General features: G+C 67.5%; 19 protein-coding genes, 2 tRNA genes and 1 pseudogene. 11 read left to right on the top strand and 11 right to left on the bottom strand.

All coding sequences use genetic code 11. From position 1 onward, the window contains the following. The first annotated feature begins 87 nt into the window (after positions 1-87). Positions 88-1,191 carry a mandelate racemase/muconate lactonizing enzyme family protein gene (locus AC3WRI_RS02210; RefSeq protein WP_439670643.1) on the top strand — a complete coding sequence of 368 codons (1,104 nt, stop codon included), beginning with the start codon at positions 88-90 and terminating at the stop codon, positions 1,189-1,191. A gap of 14 nt (positions 1,192-1,205) precedes the next feature. Here AC3WRI_RS02210 and AC3WRI_RS02205 read toward each other — a convergent pair whose 3' ends face one another. Next, positions 1,206-2,075 carry a metal-dependent hydrolase gene (locus tag AC3WRI_RS02205; protein WP_010810615.1) on the bottom strand — a complete coding sequence of 290 codons (870 nt, stop codon included), beginning with the start codon at positions 2,073-2,075 and terminating at the stop codon, positions 1,206-1,208. Positions 2,076-2,117: 42 nt separating this feature from the next. Further along, the gene (locus tag AC3WRI_RS02200) at positions 2,118-3,668 is read right to left on the bottom strand and encodes a serine hydrolase (RefSeq protein ID WP_011615509.1); all 1,551 of its coding nucleotides are present in this window, start codon (positions 3,666-3,668) and stop codon (positions 2,118-2,120) included. Between the two features lie 79 nt (positions 3,669-3,747). Here AC3WRI_RS02200 and AC3WRI_RS02195 point away from each other — a divergent pair, with 79 nt between their 5' ends. After that, the gene (locus AC3WRI_RS02195; protein WP_492292461.1) at positions 3,748-3,969 is read left to right on the top strand and encodes a hypothetical protein; all 222 of its coding nucleotides are present in this window, start codon (positions 3,748-3,750) and stop codon (positions 3,967-3,969) included. A 62-nt stretch (positions 3,970-4,031) separates the two neighbouring features. On the opposite strand, the gene AC3WRI_RS02190 is transcribed toward AC3WRI_RS02195, so the two are convergent. After that, positions 4,032-4,118: transfer RNA gene (locus tag AC3WRI_RS02190), tRNA-Leu, on the bottom strand. 103 nt (positions 4,119-4,221) lie between these two features. Beyond that, on the bottom strand, positions 4,222-4,422 hold the full coding sequence (locus AC3WRI_RS02185) for a LysR substrate-binding domain-containing protein (protein ID WP_492292517.1): 201 nt from the start codon (positions 4,420-4,422) through the stop codon (positions 4,222-4,224). Between the two features lie 33 nt (positions 4,423-4,455). On the opposite strand from AC3WRI_RS02185, the pseudogene AC3WRI_RS02180 reads away from it, so the two are divergent. Then, a pseudogene (locus AC3WRI_RS02180) lies at positions 4,456-4,758 on the top strand (substrate-binding domain-containing protein); the annotation flags it as partial. Between the two features lie 75 nt (positions 4,759-4,833). On the opposite strand, the gene AC3WRI_RS02175 reads toward AC3WRI_RS02180, so the two are convergent. From AC3WRI_RS02175 to AC3WRI_RS02155, 5 genes are all read right to left on the bottom strand, one after another. After that, positions 4,834-4,920, bottom strand: a tRNA-Leu gene (locus AC3WRI_RS02175). A gap of 113 nt (positions 4,921-5,033) precedes the next feature. After that, positions 5,034-5,846 carry a MetQ/NlpA family ABC transporter substrate-binding protein gene (locus AC3WRI_RS02170; protein WP_492292460.1) on the bottom strand — a complete coding sequence of 271 codons (813 nt, stop codon included), beginning with the start codon at positions 5,844-5,846 and terminating at the stop codon, positions 5,034-5,036. A 203-nt stretch (positions 5,847-6,049) separates the two neighbouring features. Next, the gene (locus AC3WRI_RS02165) at positions 6,050-6,313 is read right to left on the bottom strand and encodes a type II toxin-antitoxin system PemK/MazF family toxin (protein WP_492292458.1); all 264 of its coding nucleotides are present in this window, start codon (positions 6,311-6,313) and stop codon (positions 6,050-6,052) included. Beyond that, positions 6,265-6,672: a VOC family protein gene (locus AC3WRI_RS02160; RefSeq protein WP_010810622.1), complete on the bottom strand. Its 408-nt coding sequence runs from the start codon at positions 6,670-6,672 to the stop codon at positions 6,265-6,267. Before AC3WRI_RS02160 ends, AC3WRI_RS02165 begins: the two co-directional genes overlap by 49 nt. Positions 6,673-6,787: 115 nt before the next feature. Continuing rightward, complete coding sequence (locus tag AC3WRI_RS02155) at positions 6,788-7,462, bottom strand: SGNH/GDSL hydrolase family protein (RefSeq protein ID WP_492292456.1); 675 nt, start codon at positions 7,460-7,462, stop codon at positions 6,788-6,790. A 135-nt stretch (positions 7,463-7,597) separates the two neighbouring features. On the opposite strand from AC3WRI_RS02155, the gene AC3WRI_RS02150 reads away from it, so the two are divergent. Both AC3WRI_RS02150 and AC3WRI_RS02145 read left to right on the top strand, forming a co-directional pair. After that, positions 7,598-8,074, top strand: coding sequence for an SRPBCC family protein (locus tag AC3WRI_RS02150; RefSeq protein WP_010810624.1), 477 nt, complete (start codon positions 7,598-7,600; stop codon positions 8,072-8,074). Beyond that, a complete protein-coding gene (locus AC3WRI_RS02145) occupies positions 8,071-9,552 on the top strand; it encodes a DHA2 family efflux MFS transporter permease subunit (RefSeq protein WP_492292454.1) in 1,482 nt (493 codons plus the stop codon). Before AC3WRI_RS02150 ends, AC3WRI_RS02145 begins: the two co-directional genes overlap by 4 nt. Positions 9,553-9,577: 25 nt before the next feature. Here AC3WRI_RS02145 and AC3WRI_RS02140 read toward each other — a convergent pair whose 3' ends face one another. Continuing rightward, complete coding sequence (locus AC3WRI_RS02140; RefSeq protein ID WP_011615505.1) at positions 9,578-9,847, bottom strand: acyl-CoA-binding protein; 270 nt, start codon at positions 9,845-9,847, stop codon at positions 9,578-9,580. 130 nt (positions 9,848-9,977) lie between these two features. On the opposite strand from AC3WRI_RS02140, the gene tsaB reads away from it, so the two are divergent. Genes tsaB through AC3WRI_RS02120 form a run of 4 tightly spaced genes read left to right on the top strand, consistent with a single transcriptional unit; the run spans position 9,978 to position 13,276 of the window. Next, positions 9,978-10,736 (top strand): tRNA (adenosine(37)-N6)-threonylcarbamoyltransferase complex dimerization subunit type 1 TsaB, encoded by a 759-nt coding sequence (tsaB, locus tag AC3WRI_RS02135; RefSeq protein WP_041687412.1) that lies wholly within the window; start codon positions 9,978-9,980, stop codon positions 10,734-10,736. After that, complete coding sequence (rimI, locus tag AC3WRI_RS02130; protein ID WP_011615503.1) at positions 10,733-11,293, top strand: ribosomal protein S18-alanine N-acetyltransferase; 561 nt, start codon at positions 10,733-10,735, stop codon at positions 11,291-11,293. Before tsaB ends, rimI begins: the two co-directional genes overlap by 4 nt. Then, positions 11,290-12,165, top strand: a complete 876-nt coding sequence (locus AC3WRI_RS02125; protein WP_492292452.1) for a uracil-DNA glycosylase — start codon at positions 11,290-11,292, stop codon at positions 12,163-12,165. Before rimI ends, AC3WRI_RS02125 begins: the two co-directional genes overlap by 4 nt. Beyond that, the gene (locus AC3WRI_RS02120) at positions 12,140-13,276 is read left to right on the top strand and encodes a DUF1853 family protein (protein WP_011615501.1); all 1,137 of its coding nucleotides are present in this window, start codon (positions 12,140-12,142) and stop codon (positions 13,274-13,276) included. Before AC3WRI_RS02125 ends, AC3WRI_RS02120 begins: the two co-directional genes overlap by 26 nt. A 15-nt stretch (positions 13,277-13,291) precedes the next feature. Here AC3WRI_RS02120 and lplT read toward each other — a convergent pair whose 3' ends face one another. Then, positions 13,292-14,611, bottom strand: a complete 1,320-nt coding sequence (lplT, locus tag AC3WRI_RS02115) for a lysophospholipid transporter LplT (protein ID WP_010810631.1) — start codon at positions 14,609-14,611, stop codon at positions 13,292-13,294. A 573-nt stretch (positions 14,612-15,184) separates the two neighbouring features. On the opposite strand from lplT, the gene alr reads away from it, so the two are divergent. Together alr and radA are read left to right on the top strand one after the other, a co-directional pair. Continuing rightward, entirely contained in the window at positions 15,185-16,306 is a 1,122-nt protein-coding gene (gene alr, locus AC3WRI_RS02110; RefSeq protein ID WP_010810632.1) for an alanine racemase, read from the top strand. Between the two features lie 95 nt (positions 16,307-16,401). Continuing rightward, a complete protein-coding gene (radA, locus tag AC3WRI_RS02105; protein WP_010810633.1) occupies positions 16,402-17,763 on the top strand; it encodes a DNA repair protein RadA in 1,362 nt (453 codons plus the stop codon). Positions 17,764-17,765: the final 2 nt, after the last annotated feature.

The raw sequence follows: 17,765 nt of genomic DNA, 5'->3' as shown, positions 1-17,765 counted from the left end.
TGCTTGCCTTCTCGCCTATATTGAACTCTGCCCGGCATCGCCTTATGCGTTGCACGGGCGGACTGCGGGTAACGGAGGGAGGGCGCCATGAAGATCGCGAGCATCGAAGCCATCGTCCTGCGCATTCCGTTCACGGTGGGCGGCGTCTCCGCCGCGGGCGTCTGGGGCGGCGCCGGGATGCAGGCCGCCGACTCGCTGCTGCTCAAGGTGACGACCGACGATGGGCTGGTTGGCTGGGGCGAGACCTTCGGCTTCGTGGGGATTCCGGCGGTCAAGGCGGCCATCGAACAGATGCTGGCGCCGGCCTGCCTCGGCCGGGACGCAACCCGGATCGATGCCATTGGCCTGGACCTGCAACGCAGGTTCCATGTCTTCGGGCGCAGCGGGGCCATCTTCTACGGGCTGTCCGCGCTCGATATCGCCCTGTGGGACCTTTGCGGCAAAGCGGCCGGGCTGCCTGTTCACCAACTGCTCGGCGGCGCGCGCCGGGACCGCCTGCCTGCCTATGCCAGCCTGATCCGGTATGCCGATCCCGAAACGATGGCGGTCAATGTCAGCCGCGCCATCGCCGATGGCTACCGGAGCCTGAAGCTGCACGAGGTCGACCTCGCGGTCATTCGCGCCGCCCGCGAAGCAGCGGGCCCGGACATCGAGATCACGCTGGATACGAACTGCCCGTGGCCGCTCCATGAGGCCATCGACATGGCGCGCGCGCTGGAACCCTTGTCGCTACGGTGGCTGGAAGAGCCCCTGTGGCCGCCGGAGAACCATGCCGGACTGGCCGCCCTGCGCCAGCAGTGCGCCATCCCGGTCGCCGCCGGCGAGAATGCCACCACGCTGATGGAGTTCCAGCACCTGCTCAGCGTGGGCGCCGTCGATGTGGTGCAACCCAGCCCGGCCAAGATGGGTGGCATCAGCGCCTTGCGCAACGTCTTTGCGCTGGCCGAGGCGCACAACACGCAAGTGATGGTCCATACCTTCTACGACGGCCCGGGGCTGCTGGCCAGCATGCATGCCACGGCAGCGCTGGGGGATGCCGCGGCCATGATCGAATGGCGCTACTTCGACATGGAGGCGCAGGTGCTTGGCGATGCCGTGGTGCCGCGCGATGGCATGATCGCGGTACCCGCTGGCCCGGGCCTGGGCATCGACCCGGATCCGGAGGTCATTCGGCGATATCGCGTTGCGTGAGCATCATCCCGGGATCAGAAATCCACCTTCTCCCCCGGCTGCGGCACGATCACGCCTGCCGCGGCGCCAGCGCCCAGCGCCGCCTTGAACGCTTCCGGTGTCCCGCTCAACTGCGGCGAGGTCTGATAGTGGATCGGGATCGCAAAGCGCGGCCGGATCAGGTCGCGCACCGCGATGGCGGCTTCCTGCGGTCCCATGGTGAAATGGCCGCCAATGGGGATCAGCACGAGATCGGGTTTGTAGACCTCCCCGATCAGCCGCATGTCACCGAACAGTCCCGTATCGCCCATGTGCCAGATCTTGAAGCCGTTCTCCAGCTCGATGATGTAGCCGACGGGCTCACCGCCGTAGTGGGTTTCGTCCTTGCCGGTGGCGGGGTTCTTCAGCGCCAGTTCCGACGAGTGTTCGGCATGCACTGCGGTGATTCTGGGGCCGGTCGGGCCAAAGGGCATGACCGTGCCGCTCTTGCCGAAGCGCTGCGCCTGCGCGGCCGGGACCATGCCCAGGCTGACCAGGGCCTGGCCCAGGCCGCCGCCGTTGTAGATCGGCGCGTTGGTCAGCCTGGCCAGGGCGGGGGCATCGCCCAGGTGGTCGCTGTGGGCGTGCGTGACCAGAATCAGGTCGACCTTGCCCAGCGCCGAGAGCTGCTTGAAGCCTGGCGGCGTCTTGGGATTGGTGGTGAGCCATGGGTCGACCACGATGACCTTGCCGCCGGGCGTGGTGATGCGCGTGGCGGCCTGGCCCAGCCACAGCACTTCGGCCTTGCCGGCGGTGGGCTGGCCGGCCGGCATCGGGCGCCGGGCCTCCGCTGGCGGCGTGGGCGCCGCGCAGGCGCCGAGCAGGGCGATGACGGTGGCGAGGAGAACGGCGCGCAGTCTGGTCATGGTCTTTCTTCCCTGGATGAATTGGCCTGGCAACTTGCAGTACTAGCGGACAAACATGCCCAATCCTTCGTGGTCGTAATACTCCAGCCACACGCGGTCGCTGGAGAACGCCGCTTGCGAGATCGTGCCCGGCGTCGCGTTCTCGTTATTGAGCGTGAAGGTAAAGACGTCGCCGTCCCAGTGGCTCAGCGGCAAGGTGAGAGGGGTGGCGCCCAGCGTCATCACCAGCGTGCCGCCCTGGTCGGCCACCTGCAGCGGACCGTAGTAGTCGTTCTGGTAGATGCCGGTGTAAGCCGAGAGTGCGCGCGCCGGCAACGGGTTGGCCGGGGGTGCCTGGCCGACCAGCCGGCCTTCCGGTGCCAGCAGCGGCGCAAGCGCATCGCCGTAGATCTTGCCCCAGTCGCGCCGGATGGCGCCGTACTGCACGAGATCGAAGAATTGTGCGTTCAGGGTTTCCGGGACGCCAATGGGATAGCCGTTGGTCAACGTGACGATGGCCAGGTTCAGCGACGGCACCGCGGTAAGGTTGGTGGCCGCGCCCACCGCGAACGCGCCGGAGTGGTTATAGGAGGCCAGCCCGAGTTCGGTCGTGCCGACATTGAAGCCATAGCCGTAGTAGCCGGCCGGCCGTCCGCTGACGGGCGGGCTGCTTTGCATCTGCTGGCTCAGCGCGGGTGCCAGCGCGGCGGCGTCGACGATGCGCTGGCCTGCGAACTCGCCTTTGGCGAGCAGCATCGCCAGCCATTTCGCGATGTCGTTGACGGATGAACTGACGCCCCCGGCGGGCGACTGCGCATCCGGCATCGTGCCCATGCCTTGCACCCAGGCGCCGTTGATCCTGACATGGCCGAGGGCGCGGTTGTCGCGCGCGGCAAAGTCGGCGTAGCGCGAACTGGTGCGCGCCATGCCCAGCGGTTGGTAGATGGCCTGCTCGGACAGCGTGGCCCAGTCGATGCCGGCCGCGGTGGCCACGGCCTCGGCGGCGGCGGTCATGCCAAAGTTGGTGTACGCATAGACTGCCCGGAACGGATGCAGCGGCAGGTAGCGCAGGCGCGTCAGTACCTGCTGGCGGTCGAAGCCCATGTCTTCAAGCCGGTCGCCGGCGTGGTCGGGCAGGCCGGAGCGATGGGCGTAGAGATCGCCAATGGTGACGGCTTCCGTGACTTCCGCTTCCGCGAGCGCGAACCACGGCAGGTGCGCGCGCACCGGCGTATCCCAACTGATGCCGCCGCGGCCGACCTGCCGGGCCACCACGGTTGCCCCGATGGGCTTTGACACCGACGCAAGCTGGAACACAGTGTCGGCATCGACCGGCGCGGGGTCGGTTACCAGCCTGCGGCCAAAGCCTTTGGCGTAAACGGTTTGATTGCCGCGCACCACGGCGACGGCCATGCCCGGCACGCCGGAACTGGCCATCAGGTCAGCGGCCAGCTTGTCGATCTGGGCGATGGCCTGGGTGATCTGGGATTCGGGAACCGGACCGGGCGGCCTGGGCGGATCGTCGTCATCCCCACCGCAGGCGGGCAGGGCAGGGACCAGCAGGCCGCCCAGCGCGGCTCCCAGGAAACGGCGACGCTCTTGCAGTTTGCCCACGGTGGTTCTCCGCAGTTCTTAGGTCAGGCGGGTCGGCCGCGCCCTTGGATAGGAATACTGTAGGCGATGGGGGCGGGGAGTGGCGAATGCGAAACGTCTTATCGCCGCACGATGGCGGGGGCGAGAAACTGCAGGCCTCACCGAGTCCTTTGAGCAAATCAGCGCCGGGCTGAGTGCCATCCTGTTGCTGGTTGAAATCGAGAGCGAGCGTTCGGAGGGTTGCCACAACGTGTATTCGCTGCTGGCAATGGTGAAGGCGCAGCTGGACCAGACGGCGGCAAAGCTGTGCGCGGATGAATGACGAGTCCGTCGCGGCAAAACAAAAAGCCCGCACGTTCGTGCGGGCTTTTCGCTTTGAAACCTTGGTGCCCAGGAGAGGACTCGAACCTCCACAGTGTTGCCACCGCTAGGACCTGAACCTAGTGCGTCTACCAATTCCGCCACCTGGGCAAGGTGAGCGCCGGATTTTACAGCGCGCTGCGGATTTTGCAAGTCCCTCGGCCGGCTTTGGCGCAAGAAATCCGGTTGAGCTGCGGTGGGCCGCTGTTGCTGGTCAATCGGTGGACACGTCAGAGTCGGAAGTGAGGATGTCAAACAGCGCCTTGGCCGCAGGCTGCAACGCCCGGTCGCGACGGCGTATCAGCGCCAGGATACGGTCCACGGCAGGCTCGGTCAGCGCGATGGCGCACAGGCGGGGATGATCGCGTGGCAGTGCCAGGCCCGGCAGCACGGCCATGCCGAGGCGGGCTTCCACCAGCGCCAGCACGCCAACCACGTGGTTGGCTTCCCCAGCCGGCTGGCACGCGGCGAGACCTTCGATGTGGTGATCCTGGCGGACTCGGGTCTCGACAAGCTGATATCGGAGGGCAAGGTGGCAGCGGGCAGCCGGGTGCCAGCCGAACTGCAGCAGCACGTCTTCTTCTCCGCCGGGATGGTGGCGGGCCACCAGAGCGCGGCGGCTTCGCGGTTTGTTCGGTTCCTGGCGTCCCCGGCGGCAGCCACGATCGTGCGAACGACCGGACTGGAGCCGGTTGCCACGCCGCTGCCGCCGCCGGCTCCGCCGGTTCTGGGGCAGCCGGAACAACGCTGAACCGCTTCAATATCCGTTGGCGGCCGCAAAAAACAAAAAGCCCGCACTTTTGTGCGGGCTCTCTGCTTGAATCTCTGGTGCCCAGGAGAGGACTCGAACCTCCACAGTGTTGCCACCGCTAGGACCTGAACCTAGTGCGTCTACCAATTCCGCCACCTGGGCAAGGTGAGCGGCGCATTTTACCGAAGGTTCACAAATTTGCAAGCACCTCCGGCGGGCACACGCAGCATCGCTGGCCGGACTGCGTTACGGCGATCCGGATGTGCCACGGGCAATCAGAACGACGGCACCATCGCGCCCTTGTACTGGGCCTTCATGAACTGGCGCACGTCTTCAGACTGGTACGCTGCCACCAGCTTCTTGACCCACGGCTTGTCCTTGTCCTGCGTGCGCACGACGATGATGTTGGCGTACGGGCTGTGGATGTCTTCCAGTGCGATCGCGTCCTTGGTCGGCTGCAGGCCGGCCGCGAGCGCGTAGTTGGTGTTGATCACGGCGGCGCTGACATCGGGCAGGGCGCGGGCCAGCTGCGCTGCATCCAGTTCCACGAGCTTCAGCTTCTTCGGGTTCTCGGCCACGTCCAGCGGCGTGGCGTTGACACCGTTGGTGCCGGCGCCTGCCTTCAGCTTGATCACGCCTTGCGACTGGAGCAGCAGCAGGGCGCGGTTTTCATTGGACGGGTCGTTGGGCACGGCCACCGTGGCGCCTTGCGGCAGGTCCTTCGGCGACTTCAGGCTCTTCGCGTAGATGCCGAGCGGCGAGATATAGGTGTAGCCCACGCTCTGCATCTTGTAGCCGCGCTGCTTCACCTGGCTGTCCAGGTAGGGCTGGTGCTGGAAGCTGTTGGCGTCCAGGTCGCCGGCATCCAGTGCGGCGTTGGGCTGCACGTAGTCGTTGAACTCGACGACCTTGACGTTCAGGCCATTGCGCTTGGCCACTTTCTGGACGACTTGCCAGACTTCGGCATCCGGGCCGCTGACCGTGCCGACGCGGATGGTCTGTTCCTGGGCCGACGCGCTGCCGGCGGCGAAAAAACCAAGGGCGGACACTGCGACCGCCAGGCGCTTGATGAGAGACGTGCTGCGCATAGGAGTTCTGGAGATATTCTGGTTATGTGGCGAGTGAGACCGTCGCCTGGGCAGGGATCGCCTGACCGGGGCGAGGGCCACAGATTAACGCAATTGCGTCCAGATGGCGCGGCGGGAATGAATCTGGCGTCTATTTCTTTTTCATAAGCTTATGAATCCAAACAACGCCAGATGGCCGGCATTAAATGCTTCTGTGCCAAGGCTCAGCCTGCAAAGACTTCGCGCAATGTCCGCAAGGTGTCTTCCACGATCCTGTCACTCAGGCCGCCGGCCCGCCTGACCAGCCGGGACTTGTCCACGATCCGGAGCTGGTCCAGCAGGATCAGGCCAGTCTTGCGCTGAAAAGTCACCGGGACGCGAAACGGTGCCGGCCTGCTGCCGGTAGTCATTGGCGCCACGGTGACGGTGCGCCACTGGCTCAGCCAGCCACCGCCCCATATCCCTGGCCCTTCCACTCGATAAAGCACAAGCCATGGCCGAACGGGTCCGACAGCCTTGCCTGCCGTCCCCAGTCAAAGTCCTGCGGCCAGTCCTCGATCTCGGCGCCGGCTTCCAGCGCGCGTTCGATGGCCTGTTCAAGGTTGGCCACGACGAAGTCGAGGTGGACCGGCGTCCAGTGGCGGCGGTAGTCGCGCCGGGTATCGGCGCGGGTGGTGGGGCGGGTGCCGGCGGGCTTGGCGAGCAGGTAGATGGGGGTGTTGCCGCCCAGCATTTCGGCAACGGTGCCGTCGAACAGCTTGCGGTTCAGCCTCAGGCCAAGCCCCTGCGCGTAGAAGTCGATGCCGCGCGGCAAATCGTCGACATCGATATTGATCAGCAACTCCATGACAGCCTCCTGGCGGCGTTCCGTGTGAAAGCGGCCGCATTGTGCGCCGGGTCTCCTGACAACTGCTGTCAGGAGTGATGTTTCAGCCGGCCAGGCAGGTGCCAGGAACGGCGCGCTAGCCGCGCAACAGCTCCCGCACCACCGGGCGCAGCGCGTCGCCGAGTGCCAGGTGCGCGTCGGCATCCAGGTGGACGCCGTCGACCTCGCTGCTCTGGATCACGGTGCCGGCGTCGAACAGCGGACAGCCCAGTTGCGTGCAGACCTCGGCCACGGCTTGCGGCAGGCCCGTCCACTTATGTTCGCCGCCAGCAAACTTGGGCGCCAGCGGCCCGCGCGGGGTGCGGATCGGGGGTGGGGTGACGACCAGCACCGGAGGCACCGGCATGCCCGGCTCGATCTGCGCGCTGCGGATCGCCTGCACCAGCGTGGCGATGCCCTGGGCGGCGTGCCAGGCGTTGTGCGGGTGCATCGACTGGAAATCGTTGTTGCCCAGCATCAGGACCACCAGCGCCAGCGGCGAGTGGATTTCAACGCGCTGCGCCAGCCCGTGCAGGCCGTTGCGGCCGGGTTTGAATGGGTCGTCCCAGACCGTGCGGCGGCCGTTCAGGCAGTCTTCGATGACGCGCACCGGGGCGCCGCCGCCGGCGTTCAGGCTCAGCTCCAGCCGGCCGGGCCAGCGCACCGGGAAGGGCAGGCGCCGGCGCGTGCCGGGCACGATGCCCCATGACAGCGAGTCGGCGTAGACAAGGATCAGCAGAGGATCGGTTTCGGCCAGCAGCGCGGCGGTCATGCGGGACTCCAGTTGGCGTGGATATTGGTCGATAAAGGGCAATGGTCCGTGTCAAGCCATGTTGCACCGCGCAGACAAAAAGGTCTCCCGAATACGCGGAGACTTCATAATATCGACTTACTGACGATCGGGAGAATGAAGTTGCGTTTCGAGCACTTGGTTGAGATCAACGATCCAGGCAATCCTCAACTGGATCCGCTGACGCCTGACCAGCTGTGGCAAGGGCTGGTGCTGCGCGCCGAGTCGCCCGAACTCTTCGTGCTGGGGCTGGACCGCGCCGAAGTAGTCGGCCGCGGCGACAACTGGATCGATCGCGTGCTGCATTTTGGCGAGGCGTCGATCCATGACCATGTGGTGTTCGAGCCGCGCCGGCAGGTGCGCTATGAAACCGCGGCCACGGCCGAGCATGCCGGCGGCACGCTGACCATGGCGATCGAGACCCCGGGTCCGGGCGCGCTGCTGCTGCGCTTTGTCTACAACACCACCATGCCGGCGGTCGACGCCAGCGGCGATGACCGCTATGCCGAGATCGTCAAGTCCGCCTACCACGAGGCCGATATCGACACCGTGCGCAAGATCCGCGAGATCGCTGACACCGGACGGCTGGGGTGAGCGAGGGTCCCGCCACGCCGGAGGGTTCCGGCCAGCGGCCGGGTCTGCCGACCCGGCTGGCGCTGCGTGTGCGCTACGGCGAGCGGCTGCGCTGGCTGGTGCTGGCGACGCTGATGCTGGGCACGATCTCGTCGATCGTCTCGTCCACCATCATCAACGTAGCGATTCCGGACCTGAGCCGGCATTTCGTGCTGGGGCAGGAGCGGGCGCAATGGGTGGCGGCCAGCTTCATGATCGCGATGACGCTGTCGATGCTGCTGACGCCCTGGCTGCTGAACCGCTACGGGCTGCGCCGCACCTTCCTGGGGGCCTCGCTGCTGCTGGGCGCGGGCGGGCTCTTTGGCGGCTTTTCACCGACCTACGGCGTGATGATCGCGATGCGCGTGGCCGAAGGCGTCGCCGCAGGCATCATGCAGCCGCTGCCCAATATCCTGATCCTGCGCGTGTTCGAAGAGCGCGAGCAGGGCAAGGCGATCAGCATGTTCGGCTTTGGCGTGGTGCTGGCGCCGGCGCTGGGGCCCAGCCTGGGTGGCTTCCTGGTCGAGGCCTTCGGCTGGCGCTCGATCTTCTTCGTGGTGGTGCCGCTGACGCTGATCGGCGTGCTGATGGCGCGGCGCTTCATGGCGGTGGACTCGATCATGATGGGCGAGCGCCAGCCGCTGGACTGGCGCGGGCTGGGCCTGGCCGGTATTGCCACGGTAAGCCTGCTCAACGGCGTGGTCGAGATGCGCGACAGCGTGCCCGCGGGCCTGGCGCTGTCGGGCTTCGGCGTGCTGATGCTGGCGGCGTTCGTGCTGTGGCAGCTGCGCGCGGCGCATCCGCTGATGAACCTGCGGCTCTACAGCTACCGGCAGTTCGCGGCCGGGGCGGTGGTGGCCTTTATCTACGGCGCGGGGCTGTTCGGCTCGACCTACCTGCTGCCGGTCTATATGCAGATGGCGCTGGAATACACGCCGTCGCGCGCGGGCCTGGTGCTGTTCCCGGCGGGCGTGATGCTGGCGCTGACGATCGCCATATCGGGGCGCTTCACCCACAAGATCGCGCCGCATATCCAGGTGTCGTTCGGGCTGGCGCTGCTGTCGCTGTCGTTCCTGCTGATGGCGCTGGGCTCGCGCTCCACGCCATATCTGGTGCTGGTGGCGCTGGCGGTGCTGGGGCGGATCGGGCTGGGCTGCATCCTGCCGTCGCTGACGCTGGGGGCAATGCGGGGGGTGGACTTCACGCTGATCGCGCAGGGCTCGAGCTGCATCAACTTCCTGCGCCAGCTGGGCGGCGCCATCGGCGTGAGCCTGGCGGGCGTGGGCCTGCAATGGCGGCTGGCGGAGCACGGCGCGGTGCTGGGCCAGGCCGGCGACGCCGCCGTGCAGGCGGCGCGCATCCGTGCCTTCGATGAAACCTTCCTGGCCGTGGGCGTGGTGATTGCCAGTGCGATGATCGCGGCGTGGCGGATCCGGCCGCGGCCGGTGCCGGCGGCCTGAGGCCGCCGGGCCTGGCTGCGCCGGCTTAGCTGGCTGCGCCGCTGCGAAGTTCTTCCACCAGCGCGATGTACTGCTCCATCGCCTGTTCGCGTGCGGTGCCGCGCAGGGCTTCCCAGGCTTCAAACTTGTAGCGGCCGACAAAGTCGGTCATGCCGGGCTTGTCGCCGTGGGCATCGCCTTCGCTGCCTTGCTTGAACAGGGCGTACAGGCGCAGCAGGGACATGTTGCTGGGGCGCTCGCTCAGTTGCTTGACGTCGATCTGGGCCTGGTCGAAGCGTGCCTGCAGGTCGCTCATGGGGGTTCCTCCGTGTGTGCTGTCTGGATTGCGAAAGTGCAGGCCGATGATAGCCGCCCGGCGGCGCCGCGCCGTCCGTATAAAACCGAAGAAGCCCTCGATTCCGGGCGTCACCGGATACAATCGCGCCATGTCCTGGATTCTTGCTGTTGAAACTTCTACAGAGTGGTGCTCGGTCGCGCTCGGACGTGCGGTGCCGGGTGCCGGAGTCGAGTGCCTGGTGCGCCATGAGCACACTGGTGCACGCTCGTCGGCACGCGTGCTGCCGGCTGCCGGCGAGCTGCTGGCCGAAGCCGGCATTGCGCTGGCGGACTGCGCTGCGATTGCCTTTGGCGCCGGCCCGGGCTCGTTCACGGGCCTGCGCACCGCCTGCGGCGTGGCGCAGGGGCTGGCCTTCGGCGCCGGGCTGCCGGTGGTTCCGGTCAATACCCTGATGACGTGCGCCGAGCGCGCGCGCGCCGCTACTCCGGCGCTGCCGGACGACACCGCGGTGCTGGTGGCCCTGGACGCGCGCATGGATGAAGCCTATTCCGCTGCTTTCCGCTGGCATGCCAGCGCGCGGGAATGGGCGGAAGTCACGCCGATGCAGGTCAGCGCGCCGGAAACCGTGCCGCTGCCCGACGGCGATTTCTGGCTGGCCGGCAATGCCTCGACGGTTTTCGGCGAGCGGCTGGCGGGCCTGGCGCGTGCCGCGCGCGTGCTGCCGGAGGCGATGCCCCATGCGCAGCCGATGATCGCGATTGCACTGCGCGCACTGGCGCGCGGCGAGGCCATCGACGCCGACCAGGCCATGCCGATCTACCTGCGCGACAAGGTCGCGCAGACCATCGCCGAACGCGAAGCCGCCGCTGCCGCCCGTGCCGCGGCCCAGACCGGGAGCGCATCGTGAGTGCAGCCTATCCGCTCGATCCCCGCAACCACTGGCCGGCCGTGCCCGCCATGCCGGTGCTGCCGCACGGCTGGGCGCTGGGCCGCATGAGCGCGCTCGACCTGGCGGCCGTGGCGGGCATCGAGGCGCGTGCCTACAGCCATCCGTGGACCCGCGGCAATTTCGAGAACTCGGTCAAGTCCGGGCATCTCGGCCTGACGCTGCGCGACCCGGCTGGCACGCTGGTGGCCTACGCCGTGCTGATGCCGGTGGTCGATGAAATGCACCTGCTCAATATCACCGTCGAGCCGCGGCGCCAGCGCCAGGGGCTGGGGCGGCTGATGCTGGCGGTGGTGCTGGCCACCTCGCACGCGCACCGCATCCATACCATGCTGCTGGAAGTGCGGCCGTCCAATACCGGGGCGATCGCGCTGTACCAGGCGGCGGGGTTTGCCGAGATCGGGCGCCGCAAGGGCTATTACCCGGCCCTGGGCAGCAAGCGCGAGGATGCGCTGGTGCTGCGCCGCAGCTGGCCGGCCGAGTCCGCCGCCAATGAAGGCACGGAGGGCAGGGCATGAGCCGCCGCGCACAGTTCCTGGAAGTCCTGGGCATCCCGACCGAATGGGTGCCGCGCGAGCGCGCGGATGCGCAGGCAGAGGCTGCGCCGGAGGTGGCCGTGGCGCAGGCAGCGATGCCTGTTGCCGAGGCGCCTGTGGCCGAGGTTGCCGCAGTGGTTGCCGCTCCGGCTGCGGAACCCGCCATGCCGGTGCCGGTGCCGGCGCCAGTGGCGCCGCCGGTCTCCCGGGCACCGGCGGCGCCTGCTCTGGTTCCGGCCGGCCCGGAACCCGGCTCGGCGCAAGCAGATCGCGAAGCCGCCATTGCCAGCATGGAATGGCCGGCGCTGGACGCCGCCGTGGCCGGCTGCACCGCGTGCGGCCTGTGCCAGCACCGCACCAATACCGTATTCGGCGTGGGCGACCGCCAGGCCGAATGGATGCTGGTGGGCGAAGCCCCCGGCGAGAACGAAGACCTGCAGGGCGAGCCCTTCGTGGGCCAGGCCGGCAAGCTGCTCGACAATATGCTCGGCGCGCTCGGGCTGGCGCGCGGGCGCAATGTGTTTATCGCCAACGTGCTCAAGTGCCGCCCGCCCGGTAACCGCAACCCGGAGCCCGAGGAGGTGGCGCAGTGCGAGCCGTTCCTGCGCCGCCAGATCGCGCTGGTGAAGCCCAGGGTGATCCTGGTGCTGGGCCGCTTTGCGGCGCAGTCGCTGCTGCGCAGCACCACGCCCATCGGCAAGCTGCGCGGCACCGTACATAGCTATGAAGGTATCCCCGTGGTGGTGACCTACCATCCGGCTTACCTGCTGCGCACCCTGACCGACAAGGCGCGCGCGTGGGAAGACCTGTGCCTGGCCAGGGAGGTCCATGACCGTGCGGGAGCTGGGGCCTGACCTCTCCTTGACCCGCGGCGGCGACGGCAACAGGCCGTCGGGCCCGCCGCTGTGGCGCCGCGCCGCGTCGGCGCGCACGCGCGACCTGGCCTGGACCACGCTCTCGCCGCCGCTGCTGGCGGCGGTGCCGGGCGCGGCCCCGGCGCGCTGGCCCGCCGGCACGCTGGCCGCCTGGCAACACTGGCTGGAAGCCGCTGACCCCGCCACGCTGCCCGCCACCATCGACGAACTGGCCGACGGCCACGTCGCCCCTTCCGCCGACGATCCCGACCAGGATCCCGCCAGCCGCAGCCTGCGCCTGGGCCGCCATGCCGAGCGGCTGCTGCATTTTGCGCTGCGCCATATGCAGGGGCTGTCGCTGCTGGCCGCCAACGTGCCGGTGCGGTGCGCAGGACGGCAGGGTATCCGCACGCTGGGTGAGCTGGACTTTATCTGGCGCGAGCAGGCGTCGGGCGCGGTGGTCCACTGGGAGATGGCGGCCAAGTTCTACCTGATGGCGCCTGGCGACAGCCAGGTAGCGCGGGCGCAGGATTTCGTCGGCCCGAACCTGGTCGACCGCCTTGGCGACAAGCTGGGCCACATCGTGCACCGCCAGCTGCCGCTGGGCTGCACCGCGGAGGCACAGGCCCTGCTGGGACATACGGTGGACCGCAGCGAGGTCTACCTGCTGGGCTGGCTGTTCTATCACGATGGCCGGGTGCCGCCGGGGCTGGATGCGCTGGGCATCGCGCCAGACCATTTGCACGGCTGGTGGTCCACGCTCGATGACTGGGCCGCCCGCGCAGCCGCTCGGCCCGGCTTGCGCTGGTGCCGCCTGCCACGTACCGGCTGGCTGTCGGGCGCGCTGGTGCCCGAATCCGGCACGGAAGAAGCCGGCGCGCTGCGCGCGATGCTGGCGCAGCGCTTTGCCGACCCGCGCCATGACCACGGCTGGCGGCGCGAATCTCCGGTGATGCTGTGCGAACTGGAGCCGGCCGGGCCAGAGGCGCCAGGCTGGTGGCGCGAATGCTCGCGCGGGTTCGTGGTGCCGCCGGGGTGGGAAGAGCGGGCGCTGGCGCGGGCGGCGGAGCCGCCAAGACCGGGGCCGCAGGCCGCGCAGGACGCGGCCTGACCCTCGCTGCGCCGGCTAGTGGTGCTTGTCCTCGCCGATCATCGCCAGCGAGTTGAAGGTGCGCGCGTTGTACTTGTGCAGCTTGAGCACCAGCGCCATGGTCACGCAGATAAACAGGCCCAGTGCGACGATGACCACGCCGATCGGCACGTTCAGCTTGATCAGCAGCGCATACAGGCACAGCATCAGCAGCACCGAGACGTTCTCATTGAAGTTCTGCACCGCGATGGAGTGGCCGGCCGACAGCAGCACGTGCCCGCGGTGCTGCAGCAGCGCGTTCATCGGCACCACGAAGTAGCCAGACATGGCGCCCACCACCATCAGGAACACATAGGCAATGGCCATGTACAGCGGCATCTGCAGGCCCATCACGTCCAGCGTGACATTGGGCATTGCATCCTTGGTGTAGAACGCCATGATCATCACGGTGGCGCCCATTGCCACGCCAAAGGGCAGCACCGACAGTGACTTGCGCAGCGGGATGCGCGCCGCGGCCAGGATCGCGCCCACGGCCACGCCCACGGCCACCACGGCCTGCAGCAGCGCGCCCTGGGACAGGTTCAGGCCCAGCGATTTCTCGGCCCACTTCAGCACGATGAACTGCAGCGTGGCGCCCACGCCCCAGAACAGCGTGGTCACCGCCAGCGAGATCTGTCCCAGCTTGTCGCGCCACAGCGCCACGAAGCAGTCGCCGAACTCGGCGATCAGCCTGATCGGGTTCTTTTCCTGCGCCGGATAGCGGGCGCCGGTATCGGGGATGAACAGGTTGAAGATCGAGGCGACCACGTAGAACAGCATGATCACCACCATCGCGGCCTCGGCCGGGGTGTCGATGCCGGTGTTCAGGAACGGGACATCCAGCTGCAGCAGCATGCCTGACACGTGCACGGAAATCAGCGCGCCGCCGACCACGGTGCCCAGGATGATCGAGCCCACCGTCAGGCCTTCGATCCAGCCATTGGCCAGCACCAGTTTCTCCGGCGGCAGCAGCTCGGTCAGGATGCCGTACTTGGCCGGCGAGTACGCCGCCGCGCCGAATCCCACCACGCCATACGCCAGCAGCGGGTGCAGCCCGAACATCATGATGGCGCAGCCGACCACCTTGATGGCGTTGGTGATGAGCATCACCCGCCCCTTGGGCATGGAGTCGGCAAAGGCGCCGACGAAGGCGGCGAGAACGACGTAGGAAAGAACGAAGAACAGCTTGAGCAGCGGGGTCATCCACTGCGGGGAATGCAATTCGGTGAGAAGGGCGATGGCGGCGATCAGTAAGGCATTGTCGGCCAGCGAAGAAAAAAACTGCGCGGCCATGATGGTGTAAAAACCCTTCTTCATGCTGTCGACTTTTTCTCCATCGCGAGCTCCGCTCAGGTTGGCCAGGCTGGCGCCCACCGGGGAGGCCATGGTTTGCAGGGAACCTTGTGCCGCGGCCGTGTCGAATTGTGTCTGTGGTGCTGCGCTGCGGCGCCTTGAGGCTTGCCTGACAGTCATTGACATAATGCTTCGCTTTTAGAACATGGCCGGAGCGTCCGGCTTTATATCACGAAAACATGACATTCCCGAACCCCGGCAAGGGCTCTTTTTGACAGCGGATTGCCGTGCCGATTCCCCAATGACCCCCGGCAACGGCATCTGAATGTGTTCAAATAACGACTGCGACCGCGACCAGCCGACCGGGTCTTCCCCGATCTGGTGCGTGGTCGAACCGATATGGTGACTGGGATACAAGGGCGTGCCAATTCCGCACATTCCCGCATGCCAGTCGCCGCAACATGCTGCTGCACACCGACAGGTGACGTTTGCGCCATCGATACTGAGACAGAGCCGTACTTCCAGCGCCCGCGCCGGCTGCCCACGCCGCCAGCGGCGCCGCCGGCTTGCTCGTCCGCTTCCTGAGATGTGACTTCCATGCCAAGACCCATCCACGCTGTCATCCACCAACCCGCCCTGGCCAACAATCTCGACATCATCCGCGGCAAGGCGCCGGAGTCGCGCATCTGGGCGGTGGTCAAGGCCAATGCCTACGGCCATGGCATCCGCCGCGTCTTTGCCGCCCTGCGGGGCGCCGACGGCTTCGGCCTGCTGGACCTGAACGAGGCCGTGCTGCTGCGCGACCTTGGCTGGCAGGGCCCGATCCTGCTGCTGGAGGGCTTCTTCCAGCCGCAGGATGTTGCCGTCATCGAACAATACCGCCTGACCACCGCGATCCATTGCGACGAGCAACTGCGCATGCTGGAAAGCGCACGCGCCAAGGGACCGCTGGCGATCCAGCTCAAGCTCAATACCGGCATGAACCGGCTCGGCTTCCATCCGGCCGCTTACCGTACCGCCTGGGAGCGTGCACGCGCCATGCCCTGTGTGGGCAGTATCGTCCATATGACGCATTTTTCCGATGCGGATAGTGCCCGAGGCGTGGCCCACCAGATCGAGGCTTTCGACGCCGCTACGGCCAACCTGCCGGGGGAGGCCAGCCTGTCGAACTCGGCCGCGGTGCTGTGGCACCCGCAGGCGCACCGCGCCTGGGTGCGCCCCGGCATCATCCTGTATGGCGCCTCGCCGACCGGGCGCGATGCCGATATTGCCGGCACCGGCCTGCAGCCCGCCATGTCGCTGCACAGCGAACTGATCTCGGTGCAGGACCTGCAGCCGGGCGATACCGTCGGCTACGGCTCCTTGTTCACCGCCGAGCGGCCGATGCGCATCGGCGTGGTGGCGTGCGGCTATGCCGACGGCTACCCGCGCCATGCGTCGGGCTGGGGCGAGCAGCGCGCACCGGTGCTGGTCGATGGCGTGCGCACCGAACTGGTCGGGCGCGTGTCGATGGACATGCTGTGCGTGGACCTGACCCCGTGCCCGAAGGCCAGGGTCGGCAGCCCGGTCACGCTGTGGGGCCAGGGCCTGCCGATCGACGAGGTGGCGCAAGCCAGCGGCACGGTGGGCTATGAGCTGATGTGCGCACTGGCCCCGCGCGTGCCGACCTCGGTGGCGACGATCACGGCTTCGGACAGCGCCGCGCCTGCCGTGGCCTGATCCGGGGCGTTGGTGCGGGCGCTGGCCCGCGCACTTGCCATCTGCCGGCCGGGCCACTTGTGGGCCCGGCTCGTTTTTTCCTGCAAGGACATCCGTTGGCCAAGACCAAGACTGTCTATACATGTACTGAATGCGGCGGCACCACGCCGCGCTGGGCCGGCCAGTGCCCGCATTGCCAGCAATGGAACACGCTGGTGGAGACGGTGGCCGAGTCCGCCGCGAACAAGCGCTTCCAGCCGCTGGCGGCCTCGGCCACGGTGCGCAAGCTGTCGGAGATCGATGCCGCCGACGTGCCGCGCTTTTCCAGCGGCATCGATGAATTCGACCGCGTGCTGGGCGGCGGCCTGGTGTCGGGCGGGGTGGTGCTGATCGGCGGCGATCCCGGCATCGGCAAGTCCACGCTGCTGCTGCAGGCACTGGCCAACCTTGCGGGCCAGCGCCGCGTGCTCTACGTCAGCGGCGAAGAATCCGGTGCGCAGATCGCGCTGCGCGCGCAGCGGCTGGGCGTGGAAAGCCCGTCACTGGGGCTGCTCGCCGAAATCCAGCTGGAGAAGATCCAGGCCACGCTGGAAGTGGAAAAGCCCGAAGTCGCGGTGATCGACTCGATCCAGACGCTGTACTCCGAGGCGTTGACCTCCGCGCCGGGCTCGGTCGCGCAGGTGCGCGAATGCGCGGCGCAGCTGACGCGCATTGCCAAGAGCAGCGGCATCACCATCATCCTGGTCGGCCACGTGACCAAGGAAGGCAGCCTGGCCGGTCCGCGCGTGCTGGAGCATATCGTCGATACGGTGCTGTATTTCGAGGGCGATACCCATTCCTCGCACCGGCTGATCCGCGCCTTCAAGAACCGCTTCGGCGCGGTCAATGAGCTGGGCGTGTTTGCCATGACCGAGCGCGGCCTGCGCGGCATCAGCAATCCGTCGGCGCTGTTCCTGTCGCAGCACGAAGAGACCGTGCCGGGCTCATGCGTGCTGGTGACGCAGGAGGGCACGCGTCCGCTGCTGGTGGAGATCCAGGCGCTGGTCGATACCGCCCATGTGCCCAACCCGCGCCGGCTGGCGGTGGGCCTTGAGCAGAACCGGCTGGCGCTGCTGCTGGCAGTGCTGCACCGGCACGCGGGCATAGCCTGCTTTGACCAGGACGTGTTCCTCAACGCTGTGGGCGGGGTCAAGATCACCGAACCCGCCGCCGATCTCGCGGTGCTGCTGTCGATCCACTCGTCGATGCGCAACAAGCCGCTGCCGCGCGGCCTGGTGGTGTTCGGCGAAGTCGGCCTGGCCGGCGAGATCCGGCCCAGCCCGCGCGGGCAGGAGCGTCTGAAGGAAGCCGCCAAGCTGGGCTTTACGATCGCCGTGATTCCTAAGGCGAACGCGCCCAAACAGAAGATCGACGGGCTCGAAGTGATCGCGGTGGAACGCATCGAGCAGGCCATCGACCGCGTGCGCCATCTGGACTGAGC

Source organism: Cupriavidus sp. FW305-27, from assembly GCF_058787995.1.
Note: the sequence above shows the minus strand (reverse complement) of the source record. Positions and strands in the feature narration are given on the sequence as shown.